This window comes from Salipiger mucosus DSM 16094 (genome assembly GCF_000442255.1).
Lineage (GTDB): Bacteria > Pseudomonadota > Alphaproteobacteria > Rhodobacterales > Rhodobacteraceae > Salipiger > Salipiger mucosus.
Map to the genome: position 1 here is coordinate 350,639 of NZ_KE557274.1, position 26,659 is coordinate 377,297.

The window sequence follows — 26,659 nt, forward strand, 5'->3', positions numbered from 1 at the left end:
GCGTTGTTGATCTGAGCCTTGGTCCTGTAACGTGGCTTGCGGTAGCGCAGCTTGTTCCGCCGTCCACGACGGCGCTCACGGCGCATCTGCAAGCGCTCCCTGATTTGGTGGCCACGATGGGTCAGCTCCCCGCCCCAGACAACCTTGTCACCCTGCACCAGCGCCAGACCCGTGACCTTGGAGCCGGGGTCGATTTTCACTTCGACCGGGGCGGGCTCCGCATCCGGCACCTTTCGCTTGAGGATGATCGTGAAGGGATAACGACGAAACACCGCCGCCTTCCCATCGCGCAGCAACTGCCGCGCTCGTGCTGGCGACGTCGGCGACAAGGGCCGCCGGGCGTCATCCAGCACAAAAACATAGTTGGACATTTCTGTCCCTTTCTGGCCCGAAGGCCGTTAGGTTTGCCTCGACAAAATTACTGGCGCTTTCGTGTGCCCAACTCACTGGACCTTTCAGCCCCTCCCGCTCGCGCGAGAGACTTAAAGCTGAGCGAAAGAGGCAATGGCTGGCGTTCACCAGTGCATTTCATCACGCCACTAACGTAGATTGGATTGCTCCTTTCTTAGTCTGCACCTCACCCGGCGCTCAGAACGCAATGTTGCGTTCGTTGCGCGTTAGGGTGAGGGTTCCAGATCGAGAGTTTGCATGTGCCGCGGTAGTCGCTGTCGATCAGACCGACCCCGTTTGCGAGGATGATGCCCGACTTCACGCCAAGCCCGGAGCGCGGGATGAAGAACAGCGCCCAGCGCGGGTCCGGAATGGCAATCGCGAAGCCGAGGTCGAAATCGAAGGTCTGACCCGGAAAGAGAACCACCTTGCTGTCGATGCAGGCGGCGATATCGTAGCCGGCCGAGCCATCGGTGGCGCGTCTAGGTAGGGCGCCGAGATCCTTCAGTCGCGGGTTGGTGATTTTCAGGTCGACCGATGGCAGTTCCATGCGCCCTCCAGTGTTCGTGTAACGGGTCCCAACTGCGCGTACCCAGGCAAGGCACACCTCAGCAGGGACCCGTCGTGTTCAGTCCAGCATGGCTTGGAATTCGCGCCACTCGCCCTTCGACATGCCCGAGGTTTCCTGGGTCACATCTTCGCCCGCGAGCATTCGTTTGATGCAGTCGAGCGCCGCGGCAGAGAGGTTTTCACCGCCCATGCGATAGTCCTCGAAGGCGCGGTAGGCGAAGGGAACCCAGTCCTTGACCATCTCGCAGATCGCATCGGCATAGACGCGGATCTCGTACTGTGCGTGGCTGTCCGCGCGCAGGCGCAGGAAATGCAGAAGGTTGTGCAGGTCCACCTTCCAGTACCACTGCGTGTAGATGTTCGCCGGCAGGTTCATCCGGGCCAGTTCGCGCGCCAGGCCTTGCTGTCCCTCGGTCGAGATCATCTCCTCGTAGTGGTCGTAGGCGCGCATCGCGTCATCGCGCAGGTAGTTCAGAACGCGTTCGGCTTCCGCTCCCTGGAGGGTGTCTCCCCGGCCCTGGTTGTTGGTGGTCGATTGCGCGGCCAAGCTGTCCTGTGCGGGGATATAGAACTCGCGGTCGAGGATCGAGTAGCGGGCTGAGTACTCGTTCACGTTGGCGGTGCGGTGGCGGATCCACTGGCGCGCGACGAAGACCGGCAGCTTCACATGCAGCTTGAGCTCGCACATCTCGAAAGGGGTCGAGTGCCAGTGCCGCATCAGGTAGCGGATAAGTCCCTCGTCGTTGGACACGCTCTTGGTGCCGCGACCGTAGCTCACGCGGGCTGCTTGCGTGATCGCCGTGTCGTCGCCCATGTAGTCGATGACGCGCACGAAGCCATGGTCGAGTACGGGCTTGGGCTCGTAGAGGTGGCGTTCCATGCCTTCGCTGGTCGCCCGGAGGGTCTGCGCCGGGGTCGCGCGGAGAGCGGCGATGTCGGCTTTCTGTTCGTCTGTGAGATTCACATTTTTTCCTTTTCGTTTTCCGTTCAGAGCCCGAGGGACTCGGCGTCTTGGCGTCCGACGAAGGTCTCTCCGTCGACGACGATGGTGGGCGTCGCCGAGATATCGAAAATCCGGCGTTGCTCGTTGTGCTTGTCGATCAGGTCCATGATGCGGTTTTCGGAGGTGTCGTCGAGGCAGTCCGCGGTCTTGCCTTCGAGATCAAGGCCGGCACTTTCGAGGAAGATGTCGCGCACGTATCGGTCGCTCTCTTCGAACAACGCATCCTGATTTTCATAGACCTTCCGGACAGCCGGGCCGCGTTTCTCCTCGGGCATGCAGGACAACATGATCTGCGCGAGAGCCGTGACCGGGAAGTCCGGTGAAATCACGTTACGGTAGACGACCTTTCCCGGGGCCCGTTCGATGATGCCGGGGAGGTCTTCGACGATCAGGTCGCGACAGTGCGGACAGGACACGCTTCCAAAAATCAGGATGTATCCGTCTCCACCATTGTCGGCGAGCCGGGCTTCGGCCGTTGTCGGCTGATAGACGTAGTCTTCGGCAGTCGGCTGATCCAGCGAGACCGTCTGCTTCCCGAGGATCACGAAATACAGTCCGATGCCGACGGCGAGCGCGAAGGACATCCCGATAGCGAGGGAAATGGCAAAGGCGATGACATTGAATTTGCGATGATCTTGCATGAAAAATCTCCGAAAAATATGGAAATGAAAATCGGCGGGCACCAAAATCCGGATGCCCGCCCTGTCCTGGTGTCAGCCCGCGTCTGCGTCCGCGCCGGCGATGAAGTCTTCTTCCTCGTCGGAGCCGTCGTCGTCGTTCTGCATCTCGTCGATGTCGAACACGGCGTCATCCTCCGCGTCACCGAGGCCGGCCGCCGCGCGGATCTTCTCCTCGATTTCCGCGGCGATGTAGGCGTTCTCCTTGAGGTACTTCATCGCGTTCAGGCGGCCCTGTCCGATGCGTTCGTCTTCGTAGGAGTACCAGGCGCCGGACTTGTCAACGACGCCGGCCTTCACGCCGAGATCGATGAGTTCGCCGGTCATCGAGATGCCCTCGCCGTACATGATGTCGAACTCGACCTGCTTGAAGGGCGGCGCGACCTTGTTCTTGACGACTTTGACGCGGGTGTGGTTGCCGACCACTTCATCCTTGTCCTTCACGGACCCGATGCGCCGGATGTCGAGGCGAACGCTCGAGTAGAATTTCAGGGCGTTGCCACCGGTTGTCGTTTCCGGGGAGCCAAACATGACGCCGATCTTCATGCGGATCTGGTTGATGAAGATGACCCGGCAGTTGGTCTTGCTGATCGAGCCGGTCAGCTTGCGCATGGCCTGGCTCATCAGGCGGGCCTGAACGCCGACGCTGGAGTCGCCCATGTCGCCCTCGAGCTCGGATTTCGGCGTCAGTGCCGCCACGGAGTCCACGACGACCATCTGGACGGCGCCTGAGCGGACCAGGGTGTCGGCGATCTCTAGGGCTTGTTCGCCGGTGTCGGGCTGCGAGATCAGCAGCTCGTCAAGATCGACGCCCAGCTTCTTGGCGTACTGCGGATCGAGGGCGTGCTCGGCATCGACGAAGGCGCAGACATTGCCCTTTTTCTGCTCTTCGGCGATGGCATGCAGGGTGAGCGTCGTCTTGCCCGAGCTTTCCGGGCCATAGATCTCGACGATCCGACCGTCCGGAAGACCGCCGATGCCCAGCGCGATGTCGAGGCCGAGCGAGCCGGTCGAGGTCGAGCCGATGTCGAGGGCGTTCTTTTCGCCGAGTTTCATGATCGAGCCCTTGCCGAACTGGCGTTCGATCTGCCCGAGCGCCGCGTCCAGCGCCTTCTGCTTGTTCTCCTGGGTGGACTTGTCGTCACCCTTGCCGTTTGCCTTGCCACGAGGGGCCATGCGGTTTCCTTTCTCCGTTGAAATCGTGTGTCTTGTGATCGCGCCAGGCCGGCGCGGTTATCCTTCCCAGCCGGCTGGGGCGGTGAATCCGGCGGCCTTCGCGTGTCCACCACCGTTGTCGAAGGTGCTGGCCAATTCGCTTACGTCCACGCTGGACTCATCCGGGGCCCGAAGGGAAAACTTCCGCCCGTCTGCGAGATCGTAGTAGATCGCGACGAAGGGCGATCCGTCGAACAGCTTCCGGGCGATGTCCGACGCCATGTAGTGCGGCGCATTCACAACCGGAACGTCGTATCCGAACAGGGTCATGCGGCGCCGGGCTTCCAGGACGACGGACTCCATGTCGAGGTTCTTTTGCCGAAGGATCGCTTCTCCCTGGGCAATGGCTTTCGACCTGTCTTCGTTGAGTGCGGCGTCCATTCGGCTCCAGTTCTGGAAGGTCTGGTCGAAGGACATGATGTACTGGTTGATGGCCTGGGTATCAGGGAGCTCATGCCGCCACAGGTCGCGATCCTCAACATATTCCACAAGGGCCGGGGCCGTCATGCTGTAGAAGAGGACATCCCAAGCCAGACGGGCCCCCGACCGGTCCATGTCGAAGATCCCGATGGGGCTCGCATGACGTGAGTCCTCCCGGATGGCGACCATCCAGTTCTCCATTGCGGAGCGGTCGGTTTGTTTCCTGATCGTTCCCTCGAGTTCCTTGCCAGCCGACTTGTGGTGATCCAGCACCAGCATCGAGCGGCACTCGTCGTTCATGGCTGTCAGCGTTTCGGCGTTGTAACTGAAATCGACCATGATCACGTGCGCGTCCGTGACATCCGGCGGGTTTGGCGTCACATAGGAGTCTCCGTGGAACTCGATCTCGACATCACGACTGACCTCCCTCCTCATCGTCTGCAAGGCCAACCACTGATGTACAATCCAGGCCGCGGTGAACCCATCCGGGCAGTTTCCGTGATAGATGCAGATGATCTTGGGCAAGGGATCTCCTTTCGTTGCCACCTTAACTGCCGAAAATCCGAATAATCTACACTCTTCGGAAAATCGGCAGTTAGCGGCTCCACCATGCTCTGACCGCCAACCTATCCCGAGGAAGATCCATCGTCAACATTCTATTCTTATTTATTCATGCCAACATGGCGGCAAATTTTCATGGACAGGCTTGAACAACGGCCTCAAGAGTGCTACCTGTGTCCTGCGCTTGTGGAAGCGATGCGAAGGCATGCAGGACCCCGGGGCGGTACCGGGCGGCTCCACCAAGGGCAGTTCATGGCGCAATGAACGGTTCGTCCGATTGCCGCCGAAAAGCCGGGTTGCGACTGCGGGGCAGGCACATGAAGAGGTGCTGACCTGCTGCTCGCGCAGGCGATGGACTGTCTCTGATGGGGCCGAAACAGGATAGACTGGTGTCGTAGTTGAGTGGAGAGCGTCGGGTGGAAATCCGTTACTGTTCCATTGCAACAACTGCAAACTTCAACCGCGCACCAGCAGGTGCACTGGCGGCCTGACCGCCTGGGCTCGCAGGGGAGCCTCGAAACAGAAGGGGGCCACGGTCCCTACCCTGCTCTCTATCCCCTCACCCTAACGCGCAACGAACGCAACATTGCGCTCTGAGCGCCGGGTGAGGTGCAGACTAAGAAAGGAGCAATCCAATCTACGTTAGTGGCGTGATGAAATGCACTGGTGAACGCCAGTCATTGCCTCTTTCGCCCAGCTTTAAGTCTCTCGCGCGAGCGGGAGGGGCTGAAAGGTCCAGTGAGTTGGGCACACGAAAGCGCCAGTAACCTTGTCGAGGCAAACTTAACGGCCTGCGGGCCAGAAAGGGACAGAAATGTCCAACTATGTTTTTGTGCTGGATGACGCCCGGCGGCCCTTGTCGCCGACGTCGCCAGCACGAGCGCGGCAGTTGCTGCGCGATGGGAAGGCGGCGGTGTTTCGTCGTTATCCCTTCACGATCATCCTCAAGCGAAAGGTGCCGGATGCGGAGCCCGCCCCGGTCGAAGTGAAAATCGACCCCGGCTCCAAGGTCACGGGTCTGGCGCTGGTGCAGGGTGACAAGGTTGTCTGGGGCGGGGAGCTGACCCATCGTGGCCACCAAATCAGGGAGCGCTTGCAGATGCGCCGTGAGCGCCGTCGTGGACGGCGGAACAAGCTGCGCTACCGCAAGCCACGTTACAGGACCAAGGCTCAGATCAACAACGCTGACCGAAAGCGTAAGAAGGGCTGGCTCGCACCGAGCCTGATGCACCGCGTCGAAACGATCATGACCTGGATGGACAGGTTTCGCCGCTACGCGCCTGCCAGCTCCATCGCGATGGAACTGGTGAGATTCGATCTGCAGCAGATGCAGAACCCTGAAATCAGCGGCGTCGAGTATCAGCAGGGCGATCTGGCAGGCTTCGAAGTGAAGGAGTATCTCCTCGCCAAATGGGGGCGCGAATGCGCCTATTGCGGAGCTGAGGGCCGCCCGCTCGAGGTTGAACATATCCAACCCAGGTCGCGCGGCGGCTCGAACAGGGTCAGCAACCTGACGCTGGCCTGCGAGCCCTGCAACCAGAAGAAAGGCAACCGCCCCGTCGAGGACTTCCTGTCGGGCAGGCCCGACCTTCTGGCGCGCATCAGGAAACAGGCGAAACAGCCTCTCAGAGACGCGGCATCGGTCAACTCGACACGCTGGGCCATGTTCACCGCACTGAAGATGACGGGTCTGCCTGTCACGACGGGAACAGGGGGAAGGACCAAGTACAACCGCAAACGGATGGGCTGGGCCAAGGCTCATTGGCTCGATGCCGCGGCCGTCGGCAACGTGGATGCCCTGACCCTTCGCACCGACAAGCCGTTGCTTATCTCTGCCAAGGGTCAGGGTGGTCGACAGAAGGGCGTGTTTGACAAACACGGCCAGCCCCGCCGCAACAAGGCGGGCGCCGCTCAGATCCGCCCGCTCAAGCCCATCCACGGCTGGCGCTCCGGCGACATCGCCAAGGCGCGCGGGCTAGAGGGTCGCATCTCTCCGCGCACCAGGGGCAATTTTGAACTCCGCGCCGCGGGACAGAAACCCCGCTCGTTCCCACCTCGTGATTTCAAGGCGATCCATCGCAACGACGGATACGCGTATCAATGATGTTGCGTTCGTTGCGGAAAATTCGTGCCGCCATCTTCGTTCGAGAACATTCGGCCCGTTCGGGATCTTTCTTGACGAAATCTTATTCTTTAAACTCCATTTTGACGCTCATGGAGCCGGAATTCGTTATTAACGACGCGGGCGAGGTCGCCCTGTTTATATCGCGCCTGGATGGCAGACCGAGAAGTCTTGAGGTTCTTCTCGATCAGGTCCGGATCCGGAGCCCCCGGGATTCCTTCCAGGCGAAGGCTCCCGAGGCCTTCATCACGCGTTTGCTCAGGACACGAAGCCTCTTGCTTGTTGAGTGCGTTCCAGGACGCAGGTTTCGAACAACGGATTTGAGAATACGATGAATAAAGAAGAGCAGACAAGCCGCCTGGAATCGTTTTTCGGTTCCGGCTTCCGGGTATACCGAAAGACCGCGTTCCTGGCGAACCTGAGCCTGGCGGCTGCGGTCGCGTATACGGTTGGGGGACACTTCGCTGAGTCCGAACTCGACTACGCCCGCGCCTTGCCGGCGGATCCTGAAATCGATGTCGCGGCACCCGCAAAGGTCCCGCATCTTCCCAACCGCGCGGCGCCGACGTTGCGCACCCCGACAGATCCGTACGCGGGTCCTCCCGACATGCCGAGCAAACCGGCCGCGGGCGGCTTCCATTACCAGGACTTCCAAGGGGTGCTGGCGAATTCCATGCGCGTGAGCCATGCGGTGGCCGGCTCGGGGGTCATCATTCCCGAGGTCACCCCCGACATGTTCGATATCCCCGACGGATACATCGACCGCGAGACCCATGATGCCATCGAGCGGGCCGCCGATCTGACCGGCGTGCCGAAAGGGGTCCTCTATGCTTTCGCATCCAAGGAGAGCAATTTCGTGAAAACGGCCTCCGCCCCCACAAGCTCGGCGCAGGGGCTCATGCAGTTCACGAAGGGAACCTGGCGCAACACGATCAAGAAGCTGGGGCCGGCCTTCGGGTTCGACCGCGAGGCCCGCGAAATCCACGGTCAGGGAGCGAAGACCTGGTTCGCCTCCGCGTCCTCGGCAAGACGGATCCTGAAAATGCGCGACGACGTTCACGATGCCGCGCTGCTGGCCGCGGCCCTGATGCTGGACGATCAGAAGACCGTGACCAGCGAAATCGGCCGCGATCTCGAGCTCGACGAGTACTACGTCACCCACTTCCTCGGTTCCGGTAACGCCTCGGTGTTCCTGAAAAACCTGGACCGCAATCCGCACGCTCACGTGAACACCGTCCGGTCGATGTGGAAGCCCATCCAGGCAAACCGGTCGATATTCATCAAGAACGGCCGCTACCGGACTTTCGACGAGACGATGGACTGGTTCTCTTCGGTCATGAGCAAGCGGATCGCCTACTTCACGCTGAAGTATGATCGCGAGAACACCGAGCACATGCGGTTCGCGACCGATTATGCGCGGAAGCTCGGCCTGCTCGAGGAACACGACCCCGCCTCGGTTCTCGAGGCGCGCAAGGCCGAGGAGGATGACGAGCCAGCCGTCATCGCGCGGAACGATGCTCCCGCCTTCCATAGGCCAGGGTACTGAGCGGCGTCGTGCAGGCATTCCTTTTTTGTGCCCTGGCGTGAGGTGCGCACCTCAAATAAGGCGTGCATATGCCTGCCGCATCGTTGCTACAAAGGCCCTGACAGGCGTGCGCTCTGGTCGCGAGGCAAGCTGCGTAACCGTCAGGCTGAGGGACAGAGGATGTGACAGCGGCAATACGCGCATTGTTGTCCGGTCAATCGAGCTCGCCGAGATATGATCGACGACCGCGCAAGCACCGGCAGCCCGGGCGAGGCTGACGGCAAAGGGGATGCTGAGGGCCGTGAGACGCTGTCGGGGAACGATTCCGCGCCTGGACAGCTCCGCAGAAATCAGGGCCCCGAGTGGCGCGTGGATATTGTGGTTGACGAAATCCTCTCCCTCCAGCCAAGCAAGATCGAAGGTGGCTTCTTTGGATCTCGGGTGATCGACCGGCAACACCGCCATGAGAGGCATGCTGCCGATTTTCCATTGAGTCAGTTCCGGGCGGTTTTCCCAGGCGCCACCCACGGCCAGATCGATGGACCCCTCGCGCAACGCTGGAAGCTGCTGGCTCTGCCTGCCGGCATCTACGACGATCTCCAAGTCAGGAAAATCGCGGTAAAGTCGCCCGACCGCCTCGGCCAGCACCGTCCCGGACAGTGCGGCGGTGCCCATGATCCGGAGCGCCTCCTGCTGGCCGCGCCGGATCGATTCAACCGATTGTTCGATCTGGCTGAGCCTTTCAAACAGGCCACCAGATTCGGCATAGAGGCGCTGTGCCTCCCAAGTCGGCTCTAGTCGGCCCGAGATATTGCGGAAAAGGACAACCCCCAGCTCGTCCTCAAAGATCTGCAGATGACGGCTGACCGTGGGCTGGGATAGGCGCATGCGCCGTGCTGCAGCGCTGACACTGTCGGTCTCGAAGACAGAGCGAAATACCTGAAGCCGGTGAAGATTGATGCCGTCCATGTGGTCTCCGTTTGCCTGAATTTTAGACGTTTGCAGGTGCGCGGCCGCAGGCAATCTCTTCTCCTGTTAGTTTGCCAACCCGGAATTCAGGCCGGGCCTGCGGCGATTTTCCTGCAGGTTCCTGCCAAGCCATAGCTCATGCGTATGGCTCGCGCAAAATTTATCGTATTGCCTATAAGGCTCGGGTTGAATTGTTTCCCCCGAAAGGAGACATCGATGCCAATCTTACCGTTCCTCTTCCTGTTCGCGACGTTGCTTTCGGGCTCTGCCATCGCCTATTTCGTAGGCGGCGCGACCATCATCGGTTTTTTCACCCAAGACCAGGCACGCTATCTTGCTGCGCTGCCGCAACGCGCCATGAGCCAGCTCGACGTCTTCGCTTTCCTGGCTATGCCTCTGTTCATCCTGACGGGAGAACTGATGAACCGCGGCGGGGTGACTCAGGCGCTGATCCGTTTCAGCCTGTCGATGCTTGGACGCTTCAAGGGCGGAATGGCGCATGTGAACATCATGACGTCGGTGTTCTTCGCGGGCATATCCGGCTCTGCCACGGCCGATGCGGCTGCGCTCGGCAACACTCTGGTGCCAGAGATGGAGCGGCAGGGCTATTCGCGTGACTACGCCACTGCGATCACCGCAGCCTCGTCGATCATTGGGCCGATCATCCCGCCGTCGATCATCCTGATCTTCTACGGAGCGCTGCTCAACACTTCTGTCGTGGCTCTCTTTGCCGCAGGCGTGGTGCCGGGACTGCTGCTGGCCGGCGTCTTGATGGTTGTGAATGCCTTCATGGCGCACCGCCATGGATACCCGGGCGGCAAGGGATCCGAGATCCCGCCATTCTGGTCGTCGCTCTTAACGGCTCTACCCGCTCTCTCGCTGCCGGTGATCATCCTGTCGGGCATCCTCTTCGGCTTCATGACGCCTGCGGAAGCTGCGGGGGTGGCTTCCATCGCGGCGCAGGCCGTGGGGATGTTCTACGGCAAGCTGACCCTGCAAGACATTTATGAGGCGCTGAACCGCACGGTGATGCTGTCGGGCGCTGTCTTCATCATCTTGGTAGCAGTGGCGACCTTCGGCTACCTAACCTCGGTTGAGCAGCTGCCACGCAAACTCGCCGAGTTGATCGGGGACATCGGACTCAACGCGACCGGCTACATGATCGTGCTCAACCTGATTTTCCTGCTCGCCGGCATGATCATGGATGTGAAGGCCGCCGTCGCGCTGCTCGGCCCGCTATTGATCCCGCCGGCCATCGCTCTCGGCGTCGACCCGGTGCACATGGGCATCCTCGTTGGTTTCAACCTCACCGTGGGTTTGCTGACTCCCCCGTTGGGCGGCGTGCTGCTGATCCTCTCGACCGTGGTCGACATCGGTTACTGGCGCCTCGTGCGGGCCACACTGCCCTTCTTGATCGTCGAGCTGATCCTTTTGGGAATGCTGATCTACATCCCAGCGATCTCTCTGACCCTGCCGAGATACCTCGGCCTCATGAACTGACCTCACCAACAGGAGAACACAGATGAAAAAGACCCTTCTCGCCGCCTCCGTGAGCCTTGCAGCGCTATCCGGTACCGCCGCTCAGGCAATGGACGACGTGATCGTCGCCTTTGCCGGGACCGAGGACCTACAGAACGACGCGGAATATGTCTTCATCCATGCCTTCGCCGAAAGCTTGGAGGATCATGGTGTCAACGTGATCGTTCATCCCTCCAACACAATGGGCAAGGAGAGCGACCGTTTCGACCAAACCTCCCAGGGACTGATCTCCGTCAACATCGGGAACGGCGGCTCGTTGATGAAGGCTTCCAAGTGGGCGTCGACCCTCTTCCTGCCGTTTCTGACCTCAGACGAGGCTTCCTTCGACCGCTTGGTCGAGGAAAGCGATGCGCTGGAGCGCATCAACGAGGAGGCCTCGCGGCTCGGCATCAAGGTTGCCGGCTTCGCAATGCGCGGCGGCACCCTCGGCCTGTTCAACACGCAAAAGCCCGTCACGACCCTCGCGGACGTGAGCGATATGCGCCTGCGCGCCCAGAACGGAGACCAGGTGACCTTCATGTCCGAATGGGGCGCCAAACCCACCGTCGTCAGCTGGGCGGAGACGCCGAACGCGCTGCAGACAGGCGTTGCAGTGGGGCACTTCAATCCGCCCTCGACAGTCGTGGCCGCTGGCCAGGTCGAGCTGCTTGACTACTTCACCCCGCTGGACGCCGGCCCCGTCCCAAAGGTCATCATGCTGTCGGACGACTGGTACTCTTTCCTGACGGAGGAAGAACAGGTCTGGGTCGATGACGCAATCGCCGACGGCATCGCGGTGAATCGCGCATGGGCGCTGGAGCAGGCCTCTTACTTCGAGCAGAAGATCCTGGAAGGTGGGGTCGAGATCACGCCCCTGGCAGAGGGGGAACGCGCCAAGTTCATCGAGGCCTCGCGCTCAGTCTGGAACCAGATCGTGCCTCAGAAAGACGTCGACTACATCTCCAAGTTCGTCGACTGATCCGCGCACCCCGGGGGCACGGTTCCTTGCCCTGCCCCCATCCTACAGTTCCTTCCCGCCGGAGGCTGACATGACTTCCATTGCAACCTTCCTTGACCGACTTAGCCGCGGTATCGACCGCGTGCTGCGCTTGGTTGCCCTCGTCGGCCTGGTGCTGATGGTGGCCTTTATCGCCCTGCAGGTGGTGGCCCGCTACGGCTTTGCAGCGCCACCCGCCTGGACTGAAGAGGCCGCGCGCTATGCGATGGTCTGGGTTGGTCTGCTAGGGTCATCGATCTCGTTCCGGGCCGGGTTCGACCCGAAGTTGGTCAATCTGCCAGCGGCCCTGCCGCGTCCGGTGCTAGCCCTGGGTGCGATGCTGCGCGGTGCCGCAGTGGTCGTCTTCCTCGGTCCGATACTGTTCTATTGCTTCTACGGACCTGGGCTGAACCCGGCCCGTTCCTTCCTTGCACGCAACCTCTACACCACGGCCGAGACCTTCGACATGCCGACAATCTTCGTCGCCGTGACCGTCCCTATCTTCATCATCGCCATCTTCCTGCATGGCCTGGCGCACTGTGCGCGCGGGTTTGCAAGGCCGTTGGCAAGAACTTCCGAAAGACCCGCCAATGTCTCCGATCACGCCTGATACCCTGCGCGCCGACAAAGACTTCATCGACCGCTTGACCGCTTTGCGCCAAGACATCCACCGCCACCCCGAAACCGCCTTCGAGGAACACCGGACTTCGCAAATCGTCGCTGACCGGCTGACTGAGCTGGGGATCGAGATCCATCGTGGCCTAGGTGGCACCGGAGTGGTCGGAACCCTGAAAGGCAAGCGCCCCGGCCAACGGGTGATCGCACTACGCGCCGACATGGATGCGCTCTTCATCGAGGAACAGACCGGGCTGCCCTATTCCTCAGAAGTGCCGGGCAAGATGCATGCCTGCGGCCACGACGGTCACACCGCCATGCTTCTCGGCGCAGCCGAGAAGCTGGCCTCCAATCCCGACTTCGCCGGTACCGTGAATTTCATCTTCCAGCCCGCCGAAGAGGGCCTGGGTGGTGCACGTGTGATGATCGAGGACGGTCTCTTCGACCTTTTTCCCTGCGACGCGATTTACGGCATTCACAATGGTCCGAAAGAGCCCCTGGGCCGGGTGCAGACGCGTCCGGGCGCCTTCATGGCCGCAGGCGACACCTGGGAAGTGATCTTCGAGGGTACGGGCGGGCATGGCGCCATGCCCCATGCCGCCACCGATCCCACCGTACCCGCGGGACAGTTCATCGCCAGCCTTTCGCAGATCATCTCTCGCAAGGTGCCGTCGACTGACCCGGCGGTAATCTCGGTCGGGCATATCGATGGGGGGGACTACAACAGCCCCAACATCATCCCGGCGAGTGTTGTTGTGCGTGGAACCGCGCGCTCCTACCGGGCCGAGGTGCGCGACATCTTAGAAAACACCATCGGCGCTTTCGCCACCAGCTGTGCGGCACCGCATGACGTCAGCGCGAAGCTGATCTATACCCGCCGCTATCCACCGCTGGTGAACACCAAGGCTGAGGTCGAAAATGCGGTTTCGGCTGCGACCGCTATTGTCGGTGAGCCACTTGTCGACCCGAAGGCGCCTCTTGCCGGTGGCTCAGAGGATTTCTCATTCATGCTGGAAAAGATCCCTGGCGCCTATGTCATGATCGGCAACGGGGACGGTCCGAACGCCGCTTTTGTGCATACGCCCGCGTATGATTTCAATGATGCGCTGATCCCGTTCGGCGTGGCCTACTGGGTGAGCCTAGTTGCCATCGAGCTGGGGGACCGAACCTGAACACAGTCTCTAAGTTCGGCACGAAGGGCGGACAGCTACCGTTCGCTGCACAGGTCACGCTTGGCATTGATGCACAGTTGCTTGCCTGTCGCGCCGGCCCCCCTCGGAGCCTACTTGGCGCAGGAGGCTGGTGCGTCATCGCGCGGAACGATGCTCCCGCCTCCCATAGGCCAGGGTACTGAGCGGTCCCGCGGAAATTCAAACTGCCATCCGCCGCCGCGCAGGCGAGGAAGCAATCGCCTGCGCGGCGAATTTTGCGATTTATCAGTGTGTTGCGGCAAAGTATACCTCTCGAGGATACTCGGGGGTACTTTTGCGGATGCCCTCTCGTTTGCGTCGTTCGCCTTCTTTCGTAGTGGCGTCGCCGACTTTGGGCCGAAGTGACGTCCTGCGGATTCAAAGCCTTCTGCGCCAGGCGATACTCTACCTTATGGCCCGGGACGGCATAGACTTCACTCCGTTTGCTATCGACACACGGCGTGACCTGGTTCCGGACGAAAAGACACCGAGCAAAGGTGCGGTGCAGAAAGCTCTCGATGCCCTACGCGACAAGGGACTGATTTGGCGACCTGGCTTCGGACAGTACGTCATCGAGAGCGCGGAGCTGACACAGGCTCTGCGGGAGTCGTCTCCGTGACCGGCGCTGACATCGTCATCCCCATCGGCGTCTGGCAACCTTCACGCGGAACACCTACACCGGCGGGGAACCTTTTGCGGCGCAACTCGAGGAGACGATATCTTGCATTTTTTGAGATCGCTTGGCCCTGCCGTTGCCCGCGTCTCCGGCCTGGAAGCCATTCGGGCCGGGCTCGGAGCTCTGGTCGGACTGGGGCTGACCGGGCTGTTTCTGCTTTCTCCGGAAATTGACACCGAGCTCGGTCTCTATCTCGTTGCGCCATTCGGAGCCTCGTCCGTCCTGTTGTTCGCGGTACCGAACAGCCCACTGGCGCAGCCGTGGTCCGCGATTGTCGGCAACACGGTTGCAGCTCTCGTCGGGGTGGCCGTTTGTTTGACGGTCACGGATCCCGTCCTGAGGATTGCGCTGGCCGTCGGTCTCGCGATCACGGCCACCATATTGTGCCGGGCCGTCCATCCGCCGGCGGGCGCCGTTGCGATGACGGCCGCCATGTCGCCGGATGCGGTCGCCGAACTCGGCTTCTGGTTCGCACTCTCACCAATTGCTGTCGGGACGGCATTTCTTGTCATGGTCGCAACCGGCTACGCGCGCATCACGGGCCGGCACTACCCGTTCAGGCAGTTCGACGATGCAAGCAGGCACGGGACAGAAGATCGGGACCCGGAAGAACGCCTGGGCCTTTCCGAAGACGAACTGACCGGAATTCTCGAGCGCTATAGCCAGTCATTCAACATCGGCGTCGAAGATCTGGCCCGACTGATTGGCGCCGCCGAGTTGCAGGTCGCGGCGCAGTCGACCGGCCCCTTGTCGGCTCAGGACATCATGTCCCGGAACCTCGTCACGGTTCGACAAGACACGGACATTGGAACGATTGCCGAGCTCTTCACGCGGCACAAGTTCACTTCCCTGCCGGTGGTGGATTCCGACGACAGGTTCCTCGGCGTCATTTTCCAGATGGATCTCATTGTTCAAACCCGGTCCGACGCCACCCGCCTCAAGCGCGGATACTGGCCCGCGCTCAAACGACTCCTGGACCGAGAGCGTGAAGCACCCACGAGAGCCGGCGACATCATGCGGGTTGCTTGTCCGCGCGCGACAACGGAAACACCCATTGGTGTTCTGCTCCACATGGTCGCCGATGGGGACACCGACGCAGTCCCCATCATCGAATACGGAAAGCCTGTCGGAATCGTCACCCGCACCGACATGCTCGCTGCCATGGCACGCCGCGTGGTCCACGCCGGTGCGGTGGGGTGACATCGTCCCCAACAGAAAAGGACGCCAATCGGCCCAGCCCTTTGCATTTCGTGGTGAAACTCGTGGCCAAGTTCCTTGTGGGCCTGACGCTTTGTCCGACAAAACTTCCCGAAAAAATCTTCGGGAGGCCTCCGCGCGGGAGGTCCGCAGTGCGGATATTTTGTTGAAAAACTCGCGCTTGATCGAGGGGCATCTTGCTGATTCAATTCCGCCAACGGGCGGGAGGAATGGCGATGATGGGATCCAAGCAGGAGGCGCAGCCAGCGCTGTTCTACGAGTTCTCGCTGGAAGATCACGTCCCCCGGGATCATCTGCTTCGATCCATTGATCGGTTCGTCGATCTCAGCAGCATCCGCGCCTACCTTGCCGATTTCTACAGTCACACAGGGCGCCCCTCCGTCGATCCCGAATTGCTGATCCGCATGCTCCTGGTCGGATACTGCTTTGGTATCCGGTCCGAGCGGCGGCTCTGCGAGGAGGTCCATCTGAACCTGGCGTATCGCTGGTTTTGCCGCTTGGACCTCAGCGATCGGGTTCCGGACCATTCCACCTTCTCGAAGAACCGCCATGGTCGTTTCCGCGAGAGCGAACTGCTCCGCCACCTGTTTGAGACGACCGTCGCGCGGTGCATCGAAGAGGGCCTGGTCAGCGGACAGCGCATGGCCATCGACGCGAGCCTGATCGAAGCCGATGCCAACAAGCAGAACTCGACTCCGAAGGAGGAGTGGGATCCGGCGCAGGTCGATCCTGCTGATGCCCCGCGGGCCGTTCGCGAGTATCTTGAGACTCTGGACGAGGCAGCGTTCGGTGCTGCCAGCGAGGTGCAGCCGAAGTTCACGTCGCATTCCGACCCGGCCAGCCAGTGGACGGCCGCACGTAAGGGTCCGGCTTTCTTCAGCTATTCTGACAACTACCTGATCGACACCGACCATGGCGTAATCGTAGATGTCGAAGCCACCAGGTCCATTCGGCAGGCCGAGGTCGGTGCGACCAAGACCATGCTGGAGCGTGTGAAGACCAAGTTCGCCCTCCATCCCGAACGCCTGATCGCGGACACGGCCTATGGCAGCGGGCCGATGCTGGGCTGGTTGGTCGAGCGCAAGATTGCCCCGCATATCCCCGTTTTCGACAAATCCGGACGATCCGATGGGACTTGGACACGCGTCGACTTTGAATGGGATGCGGAGAACGACCAATACATCTGCCCCGAGGGGCATGAGCTGAAGCAGTTCCGCCGGAACTATTCCGATCCGAACCGCGGGCCAACCGGCAAGGGCACAGCCCGCTATCGGGCGCTGAAAGAGGTCTGTCAGGCATGCCCATCAAAAGCGAAGTGCTGCCCGAATGCGGATGCCCGCAAGATCACTCGCGAAGAACATGAAGATGCCCGGGAGGTCGCTCGCGAGATCGCCAAAACCGAGCAGTATGTGATCTCGATGAAGCTGAGGAAGAAGGTCGAGATGCTCTTTGCCCACCTCAAACGGATCCTTGGCCTGAACAGGCTGCGATTACGTGGTCCACGCGGCGCAAATGACGAATTCCTTCTTGCCGCAACCGCCCAAAACCTCCGCAAACTGGCCAAGATCCTTCCTGCACCGCAGCAACCGCGAAAAGCCTGACAGGAAAGGCGCACGCCCCGTGTTCTGCAATCGATATTCTGCGCTTGCGAACGGGTGTTTTTCCACAGAATCGGCGGATTCCGGACCTCCGCTGCGTCCGCGAAGGTTCCGTGCCAGACAGGCAAAAAGCGGCCATTTAAGCCCTAGCAACAGAGACCCACACTCTGCGCCGCGCACCAAGGTCGCGCCTATGCGCAGGTCGCGGCCGGCGTGCGAGCTCCCCCTGGATGACCGGTGCATGCCGAAGTCAGCCAATGACACCGGCGCTTTGGGGAGCGGAGGCAGATTTGACAGAGGCCAGTTCAATCAGGCGACAGGCTTTGTCAGTCTTCTCCCGGTCGAGGGCAGGCCACGTTCGCCTGGGCCTTCGGGAGGTTGAAGAGCGCGACTAAGTCTCGGCACAGCGCGGCATCACCGAAGACTTCCACGCCGACAGCCTCTGGCGCCAAATCCCCGTAGAAGACAGCCGCGAGTGGCGGCGCGGTTTGCGCTTTGAAACGGAGGTCGGGCCGTTCTGTCGCGCCGCGTTGCACTGGCATGGCGCCGTCATCCAGGCGTGCGGTGAACTGCGCCGTCCCGATTTCAAAGACTGTGACCACGGACATGCCGCGTGCGGCTGCCGCGTCCAGCATAGTGCGCAATGACAGCATGAAGGAGACAGGGGAGAGTGGCAGCGTCGGGTCGTGCAGGGGTGATGCGGCGGCCCAGCGGCCGATTGCCTGCAGGATCGGCTCGGCCGCGTATCCCCAATCCGTCAGGCCATAGAGCTGCGCCGGAGCTGGTTCTGGGGCGGTGGAGCGAGTGACGACACCGCTGGCTTCCAAGCCGGCAAGGCGTTCTGTCAGCACCTTGGCACTGAGCCCTGGAAGATCTGCGCGGATGTCAGTGAAACGACGGGGGCCGAACATGAGTTCGCGCACGATCAGCATCGCCCAGCGTTCGCCGAGAAGTTCAAGCCCGAACGCCGTGCCGCATGCATCTGCATACCACCGTCCGTGGGGGGATTCCGCCGAATTGGTTACTTTTTGTTTCTTCATGGTTGCTTTTTGTAATCTCATGCCGCTACGCTGTCCATAGTTACGATACGGCAAGGGAGGAATGGCAATGCCGCAAATGATCTTCGTGAACCTGCCGATCGCGGACCTGAGGCGATCTGTCGACTTTTACGAGGCCATCGGCTTTTCCCGGGACCCGCGGTTCAGCAACGACCAGGCGGCCAGCATGGTCCTGTCGGACACCATTTGCGTGATGCTGCTGACCCATGAGTTCTGGGCAACTTTCACGGATCGTCGCCGCATCGATCCGGCGCAGGAGGCGCAGGTGCTCCTTTGCATCAGCCGTGAGGACAGGGCAGCCGTTGATGCCATTACCGAAGCGGCGGTCTCTGCCGGTGGTATGGCCGACCCTTGCCCGGCGCAGGACCACGGCTTCATGTACGGGCGCAGCTTTGCGGATCCCGATGGCCATATCTGGGAGCCCATGTGGATGAGTGCCGAGGCCGTCGAGAAGGGTCCGGCGGAGGTGTCCGATGCCGGTTGATTCCGAAGCCGCCATCACCATCACCGCTTACGACTGGGTGCCGGACTTTGCCCAGGGGCAGGTCCGCGATCTGCGGGTACGCTGGGCACTGGAAGAAACCGGCCAGAACTACGCCGTTCGCTATCTCTCACAAGGGCAACAGAAGGAAGCCGCGCACCGCGCCCTCCAACCGTTCGGCCAGGTTCCGACCTACGAGGAAGGTGATCTCACGCTTTTCGAAAGCGGGGCGATCGTCTGGCATATCGCTGAGCGGTTCCCCGGCCTCAGACCGTCGGATCCGGCGGCGCAGTGCCGGTCGTTGGAATGGCTGATTGCCGCGCTGAACACCCTGGAGCCGCCGATCATGGATCGGGCACAGATGACGATCTTCGAAGTGGCCGAGCCCTGGGCCAAGCCGCGACTTCCCGGCGTCGACGAGCGGATCAACGAACGCCTGCAGGAAGCGTCCGATCGCCTCGGCACCGCGGAGTGGTTCGGCGGCAGTTTCTCTGCCGGCGACCTGATGACGGTCAGCGTTCTGAGGATCATCGAGGGCGAGGGCCTCTTCGAAGCCTTCCCCAATCTTGCCGACTATGTCGCGCGGGCCACCGAACGGCCGGCCTTCCAACAGGCCTTGTCCGGTCAGCTTGCCGGCTTCACGGGCAATCCGCCGCCCGGTTTCGACGAATGGATGGCGGAGCTCAAAGCGAAACAAGGAGAACTCGCATGACCTATGTTGCCGGATTTCTGACCCCAGTGCCGAACGGGAACAAGCAGGCCTACATCGAAAGCACCCGCAAGGCCTGGTCCCTCTTCAAGGAATACGGGGCCCTGCAAATCATGGAGACCTGGGGCGATCAGGTGCCCGCGGGCGAGCACACCGACTTCAGGCGGGCCGTCGCGTTAGAAGACGGAGAGACGGTCTGTTTCTCGTGGATGATCTGGCCCGACAAGGAAACCCACGACAGGTGCGGTGCCAGCATGCAGAGCGATCCGCGCTGGCAGGACATGGACATGCCGTTCGACGGCAGGCGCATGATGTGGGGCAGCTTTACACCGATCTTCGAAGAAAGCGTTTGAGCCGTGGTGTCGGAGCTGTCCGACGGGCTGACGATCTGGACCTTCGACTGGGTGCCTGAGGGGCCGCGGGGCTATGTGCGTGACCTGCGACTTCGCTGGGCCTGCGAAGAGGCCGGACTGAGCTATTGCGTGGGCTCCGTGCCCTTCAAGGATCGCGGGGCGGAACATCTTGCCATGCAGCCCTTTGGGCAGGTGCCGTACCTGACGGACGGGGATGTCAGCCTGTTTGAAAGCGGCGCCTGCCTGCTGCACCTGTCCGAGAAGAGCGAGACGCTCATGCCGCAGGAGAGGACGCTGCGGGCGGAAACCTTGTCCTGGATCCTCTCGGCCCTGAACTCGGTCGAGATGGTCAGCGTGCCCTGGTGGTTCGTCGGGCTGTCGTCCCCGCCGGAGAACCCGTTGGAGGGCTGGCTGCGGGCGCGTCTCGCTGTGCTGGAAGACGTCCTGACGGCACGCGACTGGCTGGTGGATGACCGCTTTACCGCGGCGGACTTGATCCTGGCCGATGTCCTGCGTCCGCCCTGGATCCGCGGGATCGGCGACTATCCAGCAACCAATGCCTACATCGATCGGATTTGCGCGCGGCCGGCCTTTGCCAAGGCACATGCGGACCAGATCGCGCATTTCTCCAGGGCCGACGAGACCCGCGAGGCATGAATGGCGGCTTGCCGTTCCCAGGGAAAGACCACAACGCATGGGAGGAGGAAATGATGACACTGACTTCGACTTCACGGTCCTGCATGGGGGCCCTGCAGGCCTCGGTCCTTGTCGGAGCGATGGCTACGCCCGCGCTGGCGCAGGACACCGAGGGCCGGGCCATGTCCGGGGACCTCGGGATCTATTATCAGGTACACGGCGATCTCGGCTCTGGCATGGTGCCATTTCTCGTGCTCCATGGGGGCATGGGCACCATCGAAGGGGATTTCGGTGCCCTCTTGCCGTCCCTCGCCGCAAGGCGCCCGGTGATCGGGGTGGACCAACAGGGCCATGGGCGGACCGGCGGACGTGACACGCCGGTCACCTTGGCGGCAATGCGCGCAGACACCCTGGCCGTGCTGGACGCGCTCGACGTCGAGTGGGTTCACGTCGTGGGCTTTTCTATGGGCGGCATGCTGGCGCTGGACCTGGCATTGTCCGCGCCAGAGCGCCTTGCCACGCTGACCGCGATCTCGGCCAGCCAGAACCTCGACGGGATGCACCCGGCCATCGCAGAGATGAACCGGAACCCACAGGCCACGCCTTCACCGGAGGCGCTGGAGCTGGTGCCGAGCGAAGAGGACTTCGCCCGCATGCGGGCGGGTTTCGCCGACAACCCGGATGGCCCGGAGCAGTTCCAGCGCACCTTTGCGCAGCTGCAGGCCTTCATTGTCACCGACTGGGGCTGGAGTGACGAGGAGCTTGCCACGCTCGCGGTTCCGACCCCGCTCGCCCTTGGTGACAGTGACTTCACCCCGGTCGACCATGGCGCGCATATGGCGGCGCTCATCGGGGCACAGCTGGCGGTTCTGCCGGACACCACACATCTCTCGATCACGAGCCGCTCGGACTGGCTGTTGCCCCTTATCGACCACCGGATCACCACAGCCGGAACCGGCGATGCTGCCTTTGACCGGAAAGGGGACAGGCCATGACAGGGCGCAAGGCCGCCGTATTCCTCTGGTTCGACACCGAGGCCGAAGCCGCTGCCGAGTTCTATGCGGCAACCTTTCCGGACAGCCATGTGGACCGGATCGTGCGATTGCGGGGCGAGACGCCGAGCGGGCCCGCGGGCAGCGTTCAGGTGGTTGAGATGACTCTGCTGGGCTTGCCCTATGCATTGCTCAATGCCGGTCCGCATGTGCGACCCAACGATGCCTACTCGCTCCAGGTCTACACCGACGATCAGGCCGAGACGGACAGGCTTTGGAATGCGATCGTCGGCAATGGTGGTGAAGAGATCATGTGCGGTTGGTGCAAGGATCGCTGGGGCTTTCGCTGGCAGATCACACCCCGGGTCCTGATGGAGGCGCTGTCGCACCCGGACGCTGCAGCCTCTGCGCGCGCCCAAGCGGCCATGATGGAAATGCGCAGGATCGACATCGCGACGATCGAGGCCGCCTTGCGTGGCGAGCCGGACCCATGACTATGGGCCCGACGGAGATCATCGGGAGCGCGGACTGCGGAAACTCCCCCAAGAATGCATTCGTGCAGGACATCGCGATTGCCCTGGAGACCGGCGTCGCCTCGGCCGAAATCTTTGATCCAGAGGTCACGTGGACCCGGACTTCGACAGAGACGGTCGAGGGGCAAGCTGCGGTCCTCCAGGCGTTATCTTCTACCCGTCTGCCGATGAAGATCATGGTCGAGCACGCGATCGCACACGGCAAGGTCGGCATGGCCAGCGGGGAAAGAACTCTGTCCGATGGATTGAAGCGTCCTTTCTGCCACGTTTTCGAGTTCACGAACAGCAATGCCAGAAGCGTGGTGTCGATCAAGACCTACATGTGAAGTTGTCTATGCCGACTTACCAACTGGTCAGGACGAAGTGCGCTACCGGGCCTGTCCCAAATATGAACAGTATTTCAGCAGGGCATGTGGCTACACTTGTACGGCTGCAGGCGTAGACACCGGCCCTCCGTCGCGCCAGGCACGAAGGTTGGCTCACGGCCAGGCGCGTCACGACACCGGCCTGGGAGGCCGCCATGCCTGCCGCGCCGCCGCATGACCGCTCCGAGCCCTTATTGCCACATGCCGCCGCGCGGCATCTCGCAAGGGCAGCGAAAATGTTCCGTCACCTCCGGCCCAGAGCTGACCTTGGCCCTCGGCCAGGACGCCCCACCGCAGTGTCACAGAAGCGGTCATTCCTCCTGGGCGCAGCATTCTGAACGATCGGAGTTCGGAAGAGCGGACTTTCCGGACGTTTATCCTCTACCCGGCTTCTTCACACCTTAGACTCCTTTTACGATCGCAAAGCACGAGCCGCCGCCAGTGACGGCGTTGCGGGCAGGTAGGCTGTCAGCTAGCCTCTAGGCGTCCTTTGCCGCTGTGCTGGGACACCTAGGCAACAATTTTTGGGGTGGCAGATGGCAAAGGTGGCTGTCGTGACCGGAGGAACTCGCGGTATCGGTCGCGCGATCGCAGAAGACCTGAGCCGTGACCATCAAGTCGCGATCACCTGGAACACGACCCCTCCAGAAGGCCTATCGGACGAGATGATTGATGTTCAAGCAGACCTCGGCAGGCCCGGAACCCCCCAGCGTGTGATTGATGAAGTGATCCGTCGCTTCGGCCGACTGGACGTCATTGTCAATAACGCTGGCATCATTCGGCAATCACCGAAAGAGCACTTCGCTATTGATGAGGCATCAGAAATTCTGTCGGTGAACCTTCTAGCTCCAAGTGCTCTTTTGTCCGCCGCGCTGCCTCACCTCGGCGAGGGGGCCGCTATCGTCAACATCTGGAAGGTCTGAACTACGGCTTCGGCTTCGCCGACATCCGGCCATCCGGGCTGTGAAATCGGTGCGTGAGCCCGAGGCGCATTTGATTTCGCCGGATTTGGCATTGTTGAGGCCCCGAAACGGGGTCCTCGGACAGAGTCCGGCTCATGGCATCAGCTTTCTTCGTACGAGGAACAGGTTGCCGAGGGCGAACAGCGTGAAGAGTTGCGCGCGGTTCTTCGCGAGGCCACGGTAGCGGGTCTTCAGATACCCGAATTGGCGCTTGAGCACGCGGAATGGATGCTCCACCCGCGCCCGCACCATCGCGATAATCCGATTGATGTGCTCGTCGATGGGGTCCAGCGCAGCGCCCTTCGGCGCCTTCCGCATGACGCCCCAGAACTTGTCCGGGCCGGAGAAATGGGCCTCGCGCGCAGCGCTGACATAGCCCTTGTCCGCCCACACCGACGTCTCCTCGCCATGGAGGAGCTCATCCCAGACCTGGCTGTCATGCACCTTCGCCGTGGTGGTCTCGAGGCTATGCACGATGCCGCTCTCGGCATCGACGCCAACGTGCGCCTTCATCCCGAAGAACCAGTCATTGCCCTTCTTCGTTGACGACATCTCCGGATCGCGCGCCCCGGCTTCGTTCTTGGTCGAGGACGGCGCGTCGATGATCGTCGCATCGACCAGTGTGCCCGAGCGCAGCGTGATGCCCTGATCGGCCAGATGTTTGTTCACTTCAACGAACAAACGCTCCGTCAGCGCGTGCTTCTCCAGCAGGTGTCTGAAGTTCAGGATCGTCGTCTCATCCGGGACACGATCATCACCGAGTTCGATGCCTGCGAACCGGCGCATGGACTCGCTGTCGTAGAGCATCTCCTCAGCCATGGGATCGCTCAGCGCATACCATTGCTGCAGGAAATACACCCGCAGCATCGTCTCCAGTGGCATCGGCGGCCGACCGCCCTTCGGCCCGACCTTCGGATAATGAGGCTCGATCAGCGCCAGCAGACGCATCCAAGGCACCACCGCGTCCATCTCCGCGAGAAACTTCTCACGCCGGGTCTGCTTCTTCTTCATCGCGTGGCGGAGACCGGGAAACGCAGGTTGCTTGGGCATCGGTGGGCATCCTTCTTCGTCTCGCCCAGTCTACCTCAACCCGGCCAAGGCGCGAGGTTTTTCAGACTCTCCATCTCTTCGGTGAATGCCGTGCTGCCTCCGCGAGGCGCGTCAATATACGGGGCCAGCAAAGCTGCACTAAGCCTATGGACGCGCGCCATGGCGAAAGAACTCGGAGATCGGGGAATCCGGGTCAATGCGGTCGCACCAGGGGCAGTAAATACTCCAGAGGCGCCCCGATCCAAGGACCTTACCGAACTGTTCGTGAAGGAGACCGCACTTGGCCGTACTGGTGAACCTCGAGACATCGCGCGTGCCGTGCGGTTTCTCGCGAGTGACGAAGCTGGTTTCATCACTGGTGAAGTGTTGACGGTATCCGGCGGGTATCGAATTTAGTCGGCGGGCTACAGCAGAGCGAACGTCATGTAGGGGCTCGAGGCGGCCATGCGGCGGCGAGCGGGTCGGGCGCCTGGTCGGCAGCACCGACCGGCGCTCCCTGCCCAGTCCGGCCGTTGGAAGCGACCGCCGGTGCGGCACCGCAGCGTCACCAAAGCGGCCATTCATCCCCGCCGCAGCATTTCCAACGACCCGAGGTCGACAGCGGCGGACTTTCCGGTCATTCGGTGGCCGACCGATGCAACTGCAGCATGACAATGGAGGCGCTCGCAGCTGCAGCAACCGGGGTTCTGCGTCGCGGCGCAGATCACGGAAGCGGTCGTTGAAGGCTGCGTCAAACCAGGGAATCTAAACCCACCTTTCGCTGCGCCTCGTCGCAGCGCCGCCGATGCGGACAAAGCTGACCTCCTTCACCGGGATGATCGATCCAAGTTTTGCCTCACGTCACCTCTCTCCAGAACGCTGGCACGAGCAATACGTAGACCGTCAGCATCTCGAGCCGCCCGGCATACATCCCGAACGACAGCAGCCATTTCGCACCGTCCGGCAGCGCCGCGAAATTCCCCGCCGGCCCGATGACCTCGCCGATCCCGGGCCCCACATTGGCAACCGCCGTCAGCGCCCCGCTGAGCGAGGTTGTCATATCGAGGTCGAACAGGCCGAGTGCGATCGCGAGTCCCAAAATCGTTGCGCCGTAGAAGACGAAGAAAGTCATCACCCCGCTCATCACGTCGTCATCAACACGACGCCCCTCATAGCGCACCGAAAAGATGCCGTGGGGCGCATGGATACGCTTCATCTGAGCATTCACGCTCCGCAAGAGCACGATCCACCGCATCATCTTGGCGCCGCCCGAGGTCGACCCGGTGCAGCCCCCCATGGCGGTGAGACAGACGAAGGCCGCAGCGGCGAACGGTCCCCAGGTCGTGTAATCCGTGGTCGCGTAACCGGTTGTGGTCACCACCGAGACGACGTTGAAGGCAACGAGGCGGAGGGTCTCGAGGACAGGCGTGCCGCCCGTCAGGACCCGCCATACGGTCAGGCCCAGGATCACCGCAACCAGCGTCACGATCAACGCCCGGACCTGCTCGCTGCGCAAGACCCCGCGGTTCAGCACGCGGATATACCAGGCAAAGGGCAGCGCGCCGGCCAGCATGAAGAGCGTTCCCATCCATTGCAGGTAAGCGCTTTCGAAGAGTCCGAAGGAGGAATCCGAGGTCGAGTAACCGCCCGTAGAGACCGTTGTCAGCGCATGGGCGATCGCCTCGAACTCCGTCATGCCACCCGAGATGTAGACGAGGGTGCAAACGAAGGTGAGGCCGAGATAGACCCAGATCGTCGCCGAGGCGAAGCGCGCCGCACTGGCTAACTCCTTCTCGCCCTTCTCCGAACTCTCTGTCTGGAAAAGCTGCATGCCGCCGACGCGCATGATCGGCAGAAGCGCGATGCCAGCGACTATAAAGCCGACACCTCCTATCCATTGCAGCAGCGCGCGCCACAGCAGGATGCCGCGCTCGGTATCGTCGAGGCTGCTCATCACGGTGGACCCGGTCGTGGTGATGCCGGACATGGCCTCGAAGAAAGCGTCGATGAACGACAAATCCCATAGCCACAGAGGAAGAGCGCCTGCCAAGGCAGCTGTGATCCAAGCACTTCCGGTGAGCAAAAAGGAGTGCAGACGGTTCCACCCACCGCGCTGGTTCATGGTGCTGAAACAGATGCATCCGCCCACCGTCAGGGTCAGAAGCGCCGCCTCGAGGAAAACGAAGCGAGTGGCCGGAAACATCAGGGCGGTGAAGCCCATGAGGGCGCCCATACCGAGCAGAAGCAGGCTATTGATGAAGGCAACGAAAGGCATGG

At 61.7% G+C, this 26,659-nt stretch carries 26 protein-coding genes, 1 other RNA gene and 1 pseudogene; 18 read left to right on the plus strand and 10 right to left on the minus strand.

The window, feature by feature from the left end; all coding sequences use genetic code 11:
- The 6 genes from SALMUC_RS30360 to SALMUC_RS07820 form a co-directional block, all read right to left on the minus strand.
- A partial coding sequence (locus SALMUC_RS30360) for an RRXRR domain-containing protein (RefSeq protein ID WP_198014535.1) occupies positions 1-371 on the minus strand: 371 nt, incomplete at its 3' end.
- A gap of 206 nt (positions 372-577) precedes the next feature.
- Positions 578-940: a dCTP deaminase/dUTPase family protein gene (locus SALMUC_RS07800; protein ID WP_020043404.1), complete on the minus strand. Its 363-nt coding sequence runs from the start codon at positions 938-940 to the stop codon at positions 578-580.
- 78 nt (positions 941-1,018) lie between these two features.
- A complete protein-coding gene (thyX, locus tag SALMUC_RS07805; protein ID WP_020043405.1) occupies positions 1,019-1,924 on the minus strand; it encodes an FAD-dependent thymidylate synthase in 906 nt (301 codons plus the stop codon).
- A 23-nt stretch (positions 1,925-1,947) separates the two neighbouring features.
- Positions 1,948-2,604, minus strand: coding sequence for a DsbA family protein (locus SALMUC_RS07810; RefSeq protein WP_021120038.1), 657 nt, complete (start codon positions 2,602-2,604; stop codon positions 1,948-1,950).
- Positions 2,605-2,676: 72 nt separating this feature from the next.
- Positions 2,677-3,816, minus strand: coding sequence for a recombinase RecA (gene recA, locus SALMUC_RS07815; protein ID WP_020043407.1), 1,140 nt, complete (start codon positions 3,814-3,816; stop codon positions 2,677-2,679).
- A 57-nt stretch (positions 3,817-3,873) separates the two neighbouring features.
- Positions 3,874-4,800, minus strand: coding sequence for a DHH family phosphoesterase (locus SALMUC_RS07820; RefSeq protein ID WP_020043408.1), 927 nt, complete (start codon positions 4,798-4,800; stop codon positions 3,874-3,876).
- Between the two features lie 177 nt (positions 4,801-4,977).
- Between SALMUC_RS07820 and ssrA the strand changes: the two genes are divergently transcribed.
- The 3 genes from ssrA to SALMUC_RS28115 all read left to right on the plus strand — a co-directional run bounded on the left by ssrA (position 4,978) and on the right by SALMUC_RS28115 (position 8,504).
- Positions 4,978-5,371: a transfer-messenger RNA gene (ssrA, locus tag SALMUC_RS28775) on the plus strand.
- 279 nt (positions 5,372-5,650) lie between these two features.
- Complete coding sequence (gene iscB, locus SALMUC_RS07825) at positions 5,651-6,940, plus strand: RNA-guided endonuclease IscB (RefSeq protein ID WP_020043403.1); 1,290 nt, start codon at positions 5,651-5,653, stop codon at positions 6,938-6,940.
- A gap of 349 nt (positions 6,941-7,289) precedes the next feature.
- Complete coding sequence (locus tag SALMUC_RS28115; RefSeq protein ID WP_084513933.1) at positions 7,290-8,504, plus strand: transglycosylase SLT domain-containing protein; 1,215 nt, start codon at positions 7,290-7,292, stop codon at positions 8,502-8,504.
- Positions 8,505-8,555: 51 nt separating this feature from the next.
- On the opposite strand, the gene SALMUC_RS07835 is transcribed toward SALMUC_RS28115, so the two are convergent.
- Positions 8,556-9,452 (minus strand): LysR family transcriptional regulator, encoded by an 897-nt coding sequence (locus SALMUC_RS07835; RefSeq protein ID WP_020043401.1) that lies wholly within the window; start codon positions 9,450-9,452, stop codon positions 8,556-8,558.
- Between the two features lie 216 nt (positions 9,453-9,668).
- On the opposite strand from SALMUC_RS07835, the gene SALMUC_RS07840 reads away from it, so the two are divergent.
- From SALMUC_RS07840 to SALMUC_RS07870, 6 genes are all read left to right on the plus strand, one after another.
- Positions 9,669-10,952 (plus strand): TRAP transporter large permease, encoded by a 1,284-nt coding sequence (locus SALMUC_RS07840; RefSeq protein WP_020043400.1) that lies wholly within the window; start codon positions 9,669-9,671, stop codon positions 10,950-10,952.
- Between the two features lie 22 nt (positions 10,953-10,974).
- Entirely contained in the window at positions 10,975-11,949 is a 975-nt protein-coding gene (locus tag SALMUC_RS07845; protein WP_020043399.1) for a TRAP transporter substrate-binding protein, read from the plus strand.
- A gap of 70 nt (positions 11,950-12,019) precedes the next feature.
- Positions 12,020-12,577, plus strand: coding sequence for a TRAP transporter small permease (locus SALMUC_RS07850; RefSeq protein ID WP_020043398.1), 558 nt, complete (start codon positions 12,020-12,022; stop codon positions 12,575-12,577).
- Positions 12,558-13,754, plus strand: coding sequence for a M20 aminoacylase family protein (locus SALMUC_RS07855; RefSeq protein WP_020043397.1), 1,197 nt, complete (start codon positions 12,558-12,560; stop codon positions 13,752-13,754). Before SALMUC_RS07850 ends, SALMUC_RS07855 begins: the two co-directional genes overlap by 20 nt.
- Before the next feature lie 739 nt (positions 13,755-14,493).
- Positions 14,494-15,648: an HPP family protein gene (locus SALMUC_RS07865; protein WP_020043395.1), complete on the plus strand. Its 1,155-nt coding sequence runs from the start codon at positions 14,494-14,496 to the stop codon at positions 15,646-15,648.
- A gap of 233 nt (positions 15,649-15,881) precedes the next feature.
- Positions 15,882-17,267, plus strand: a complete 1,386-nt coding sequence (locus tag SALMUC_RS07870) for an IS1182 family transposase (protein WP_020038357.1) — start codon at positions 15,882-15,884, stop codon at positions 17,265-17,267.
- Positions 17,268-17,590: 323 nt separating this feature from the next.
- Here the strand turns inward: SALMUC_RS07870 and SALMUC_RS07875 are convergent, their stop codons facing one another.
- Positions 17,591-18,325 (minus strand): winged helix-turn-helix transcriptional regulator, encoded by a 735-nt coding sequence (locus SALMUC_RS07875; RefSeq protein ID WP_051155881.1) that lies wholly within the window; start codon positions 18,323-18,325, stop codon positions 17,591-17,593.
- A 46-nt stretch (positions 18,326-18,371) separates the two neighbouring features.
- Here SALMUC_RS07875 and SALMUC_RS07880 point away from each other — a divergent pair, with 46 nt between their 5' ends.
- The 8 genes from SALMUC_RS07880 to SALMUC_RS28780 all read left to right on the plus strand — a co-directional run bounded on the left by SALMUC_RS07880 (position 18,372) and on the right by SALMUC_RS28780 (position 23,314).
- Positions 18,372-18,806 (plus strand): VOC family protein, encoded by a 435-nt coding sequence (locus tag SALMUC_RS07880; protein ID WP_020043685.1) that lies wholly within the window; start codon positions 18,372-18,374, stop codon positions 18,804-18,806.
- Entirely contained in the window at positions 18,796-19,515 is a 720-nt protein-coding gene (locus SALMUC_RS07885) for a glutathione S-transferase family protein (protein ID WP_020043686.1), read from the plus strand. Before SALMUC_RS07880 ends, SALMUC_RS07885 begins: the two co-directional genes overlap by 11 nt.
- On the plus strand, positions 19,512-19,865 hold the full coding sequence (locus SALMUC_RS07890; protein WP_020043687.1) for a DUF1428 domain-containing protein: 354 nt from the start codon (positions 19,512-19,514) through the stop codon (positions 19,863-19,865). The genes SALMUC_RS07885 and SALMUC_RS07890 overlap by 4 nt, the downstream gene beginning before the upstream one ends.
- 3 nt (positions 19,866-19,868) lie before the next feature.
- The gene (locus SALMUC_RS07895; RefSeq protein WP_020043688.1) at positions 19,869-20,522 is read left to right on the plus strand and encodes a glutathione S-transferase family protein; all 654 of its coding nucleotides are present in this window, start codon (positions 19,869-19,871) and stop codon (positions 20,520-20,522) included.
- Positions 20,523-20,572: 50 nt separating this feature from the next.
- Positions 20,573-21,496, plus strand: a complete 924-nt coding sequence (locus SALMUC_RS07900) for an alpha/beta fold hydrolase (RefSeq protein ID WP_198014538.1) — start codon at positions 20,573-20,575, stop codon at positions 21,494-21,496.
- Positions 21,493-21,987, plus strand: a complete 495-nt coding sequence (locus SALMUC_RS07905) for a VOC family protein (protein ID WP_020043690.1) — start codon at positions 21,493-21,495, stop codon at positions 21,985-21,987. The genes SALMUC_RS07900 and SALMUC_RS07905 overlap by 4 nt, the downstream gene beginning before the upstream one ends.
- A gap of 62 nt (positions 21,988-22,049) precedes the next feature.
- Entirely contained in the window at positions 22,050-22,352 is a 303-nt protein-coding gene (locus tag SALMUC_RS07910) for a hypothetical protein (protein WP_245584680.1), read from the plus strand.
- 575 nt (positions 22,353-22,927) lie between these two features.
- Positions 22,928-23,314, plus strand: coding sequence for an SDR family NAD(P)-dependent oxidoreductase (locus tag SALMUC_RS28780; protein WP_084513935.1), 387 nt, complete (start codon positions 22,928-22,930; stop codon positions 23,312-23,314).
- Positions 23,315-23,446: 132 nt separating this feature from the next.
- On the opposite strand, the gene SALMUC_RS07915 is transcribed toward SALMUC_RS28780, so the two are convergent.
- Positions 23,447-24,403: an IS5 family transposase gene (locus SALMUC_RS07915; protein WP_021119830.1), complete on the minus strand. Its 957-nt coding sequence runs from the start codon at positions 24,401-24,403 to the stop codon at positions 23,447-23,449.
- A 66-nt stretch (positions 24,404-24,469) separates the two neighbouring features.
- Between SALMUC_RS07915 and SALMUC_RS28785 the strand changes: the two are divergent.
- Positions 24,470-24,799: pseudogene (locus SALMUC_RS28785) on the plus strand (SDR family NAD(P)-dependent oxidoreductase); the annotation flags it as partial.
- A gap of 439 nt (positions 24,800-25,238) precedes the next feature.
- On the opposite strand, the gene SALMUC_RS07920 reads toward SALMUC_RS28785, so the two are convergent.
- Complete coding sequence (locus tag SALMUC_RS07920; protein ID WP_020043191.1) at positions 25,239-26,657, minus strand: TrkH family potassium uptake protein; 1,419 nt, start codon at positions 26,655-26,657, stop codon at positions 25,239-25,241.
- Positions 26,658-26,659 lie beyond the last annotated feature (2 nt).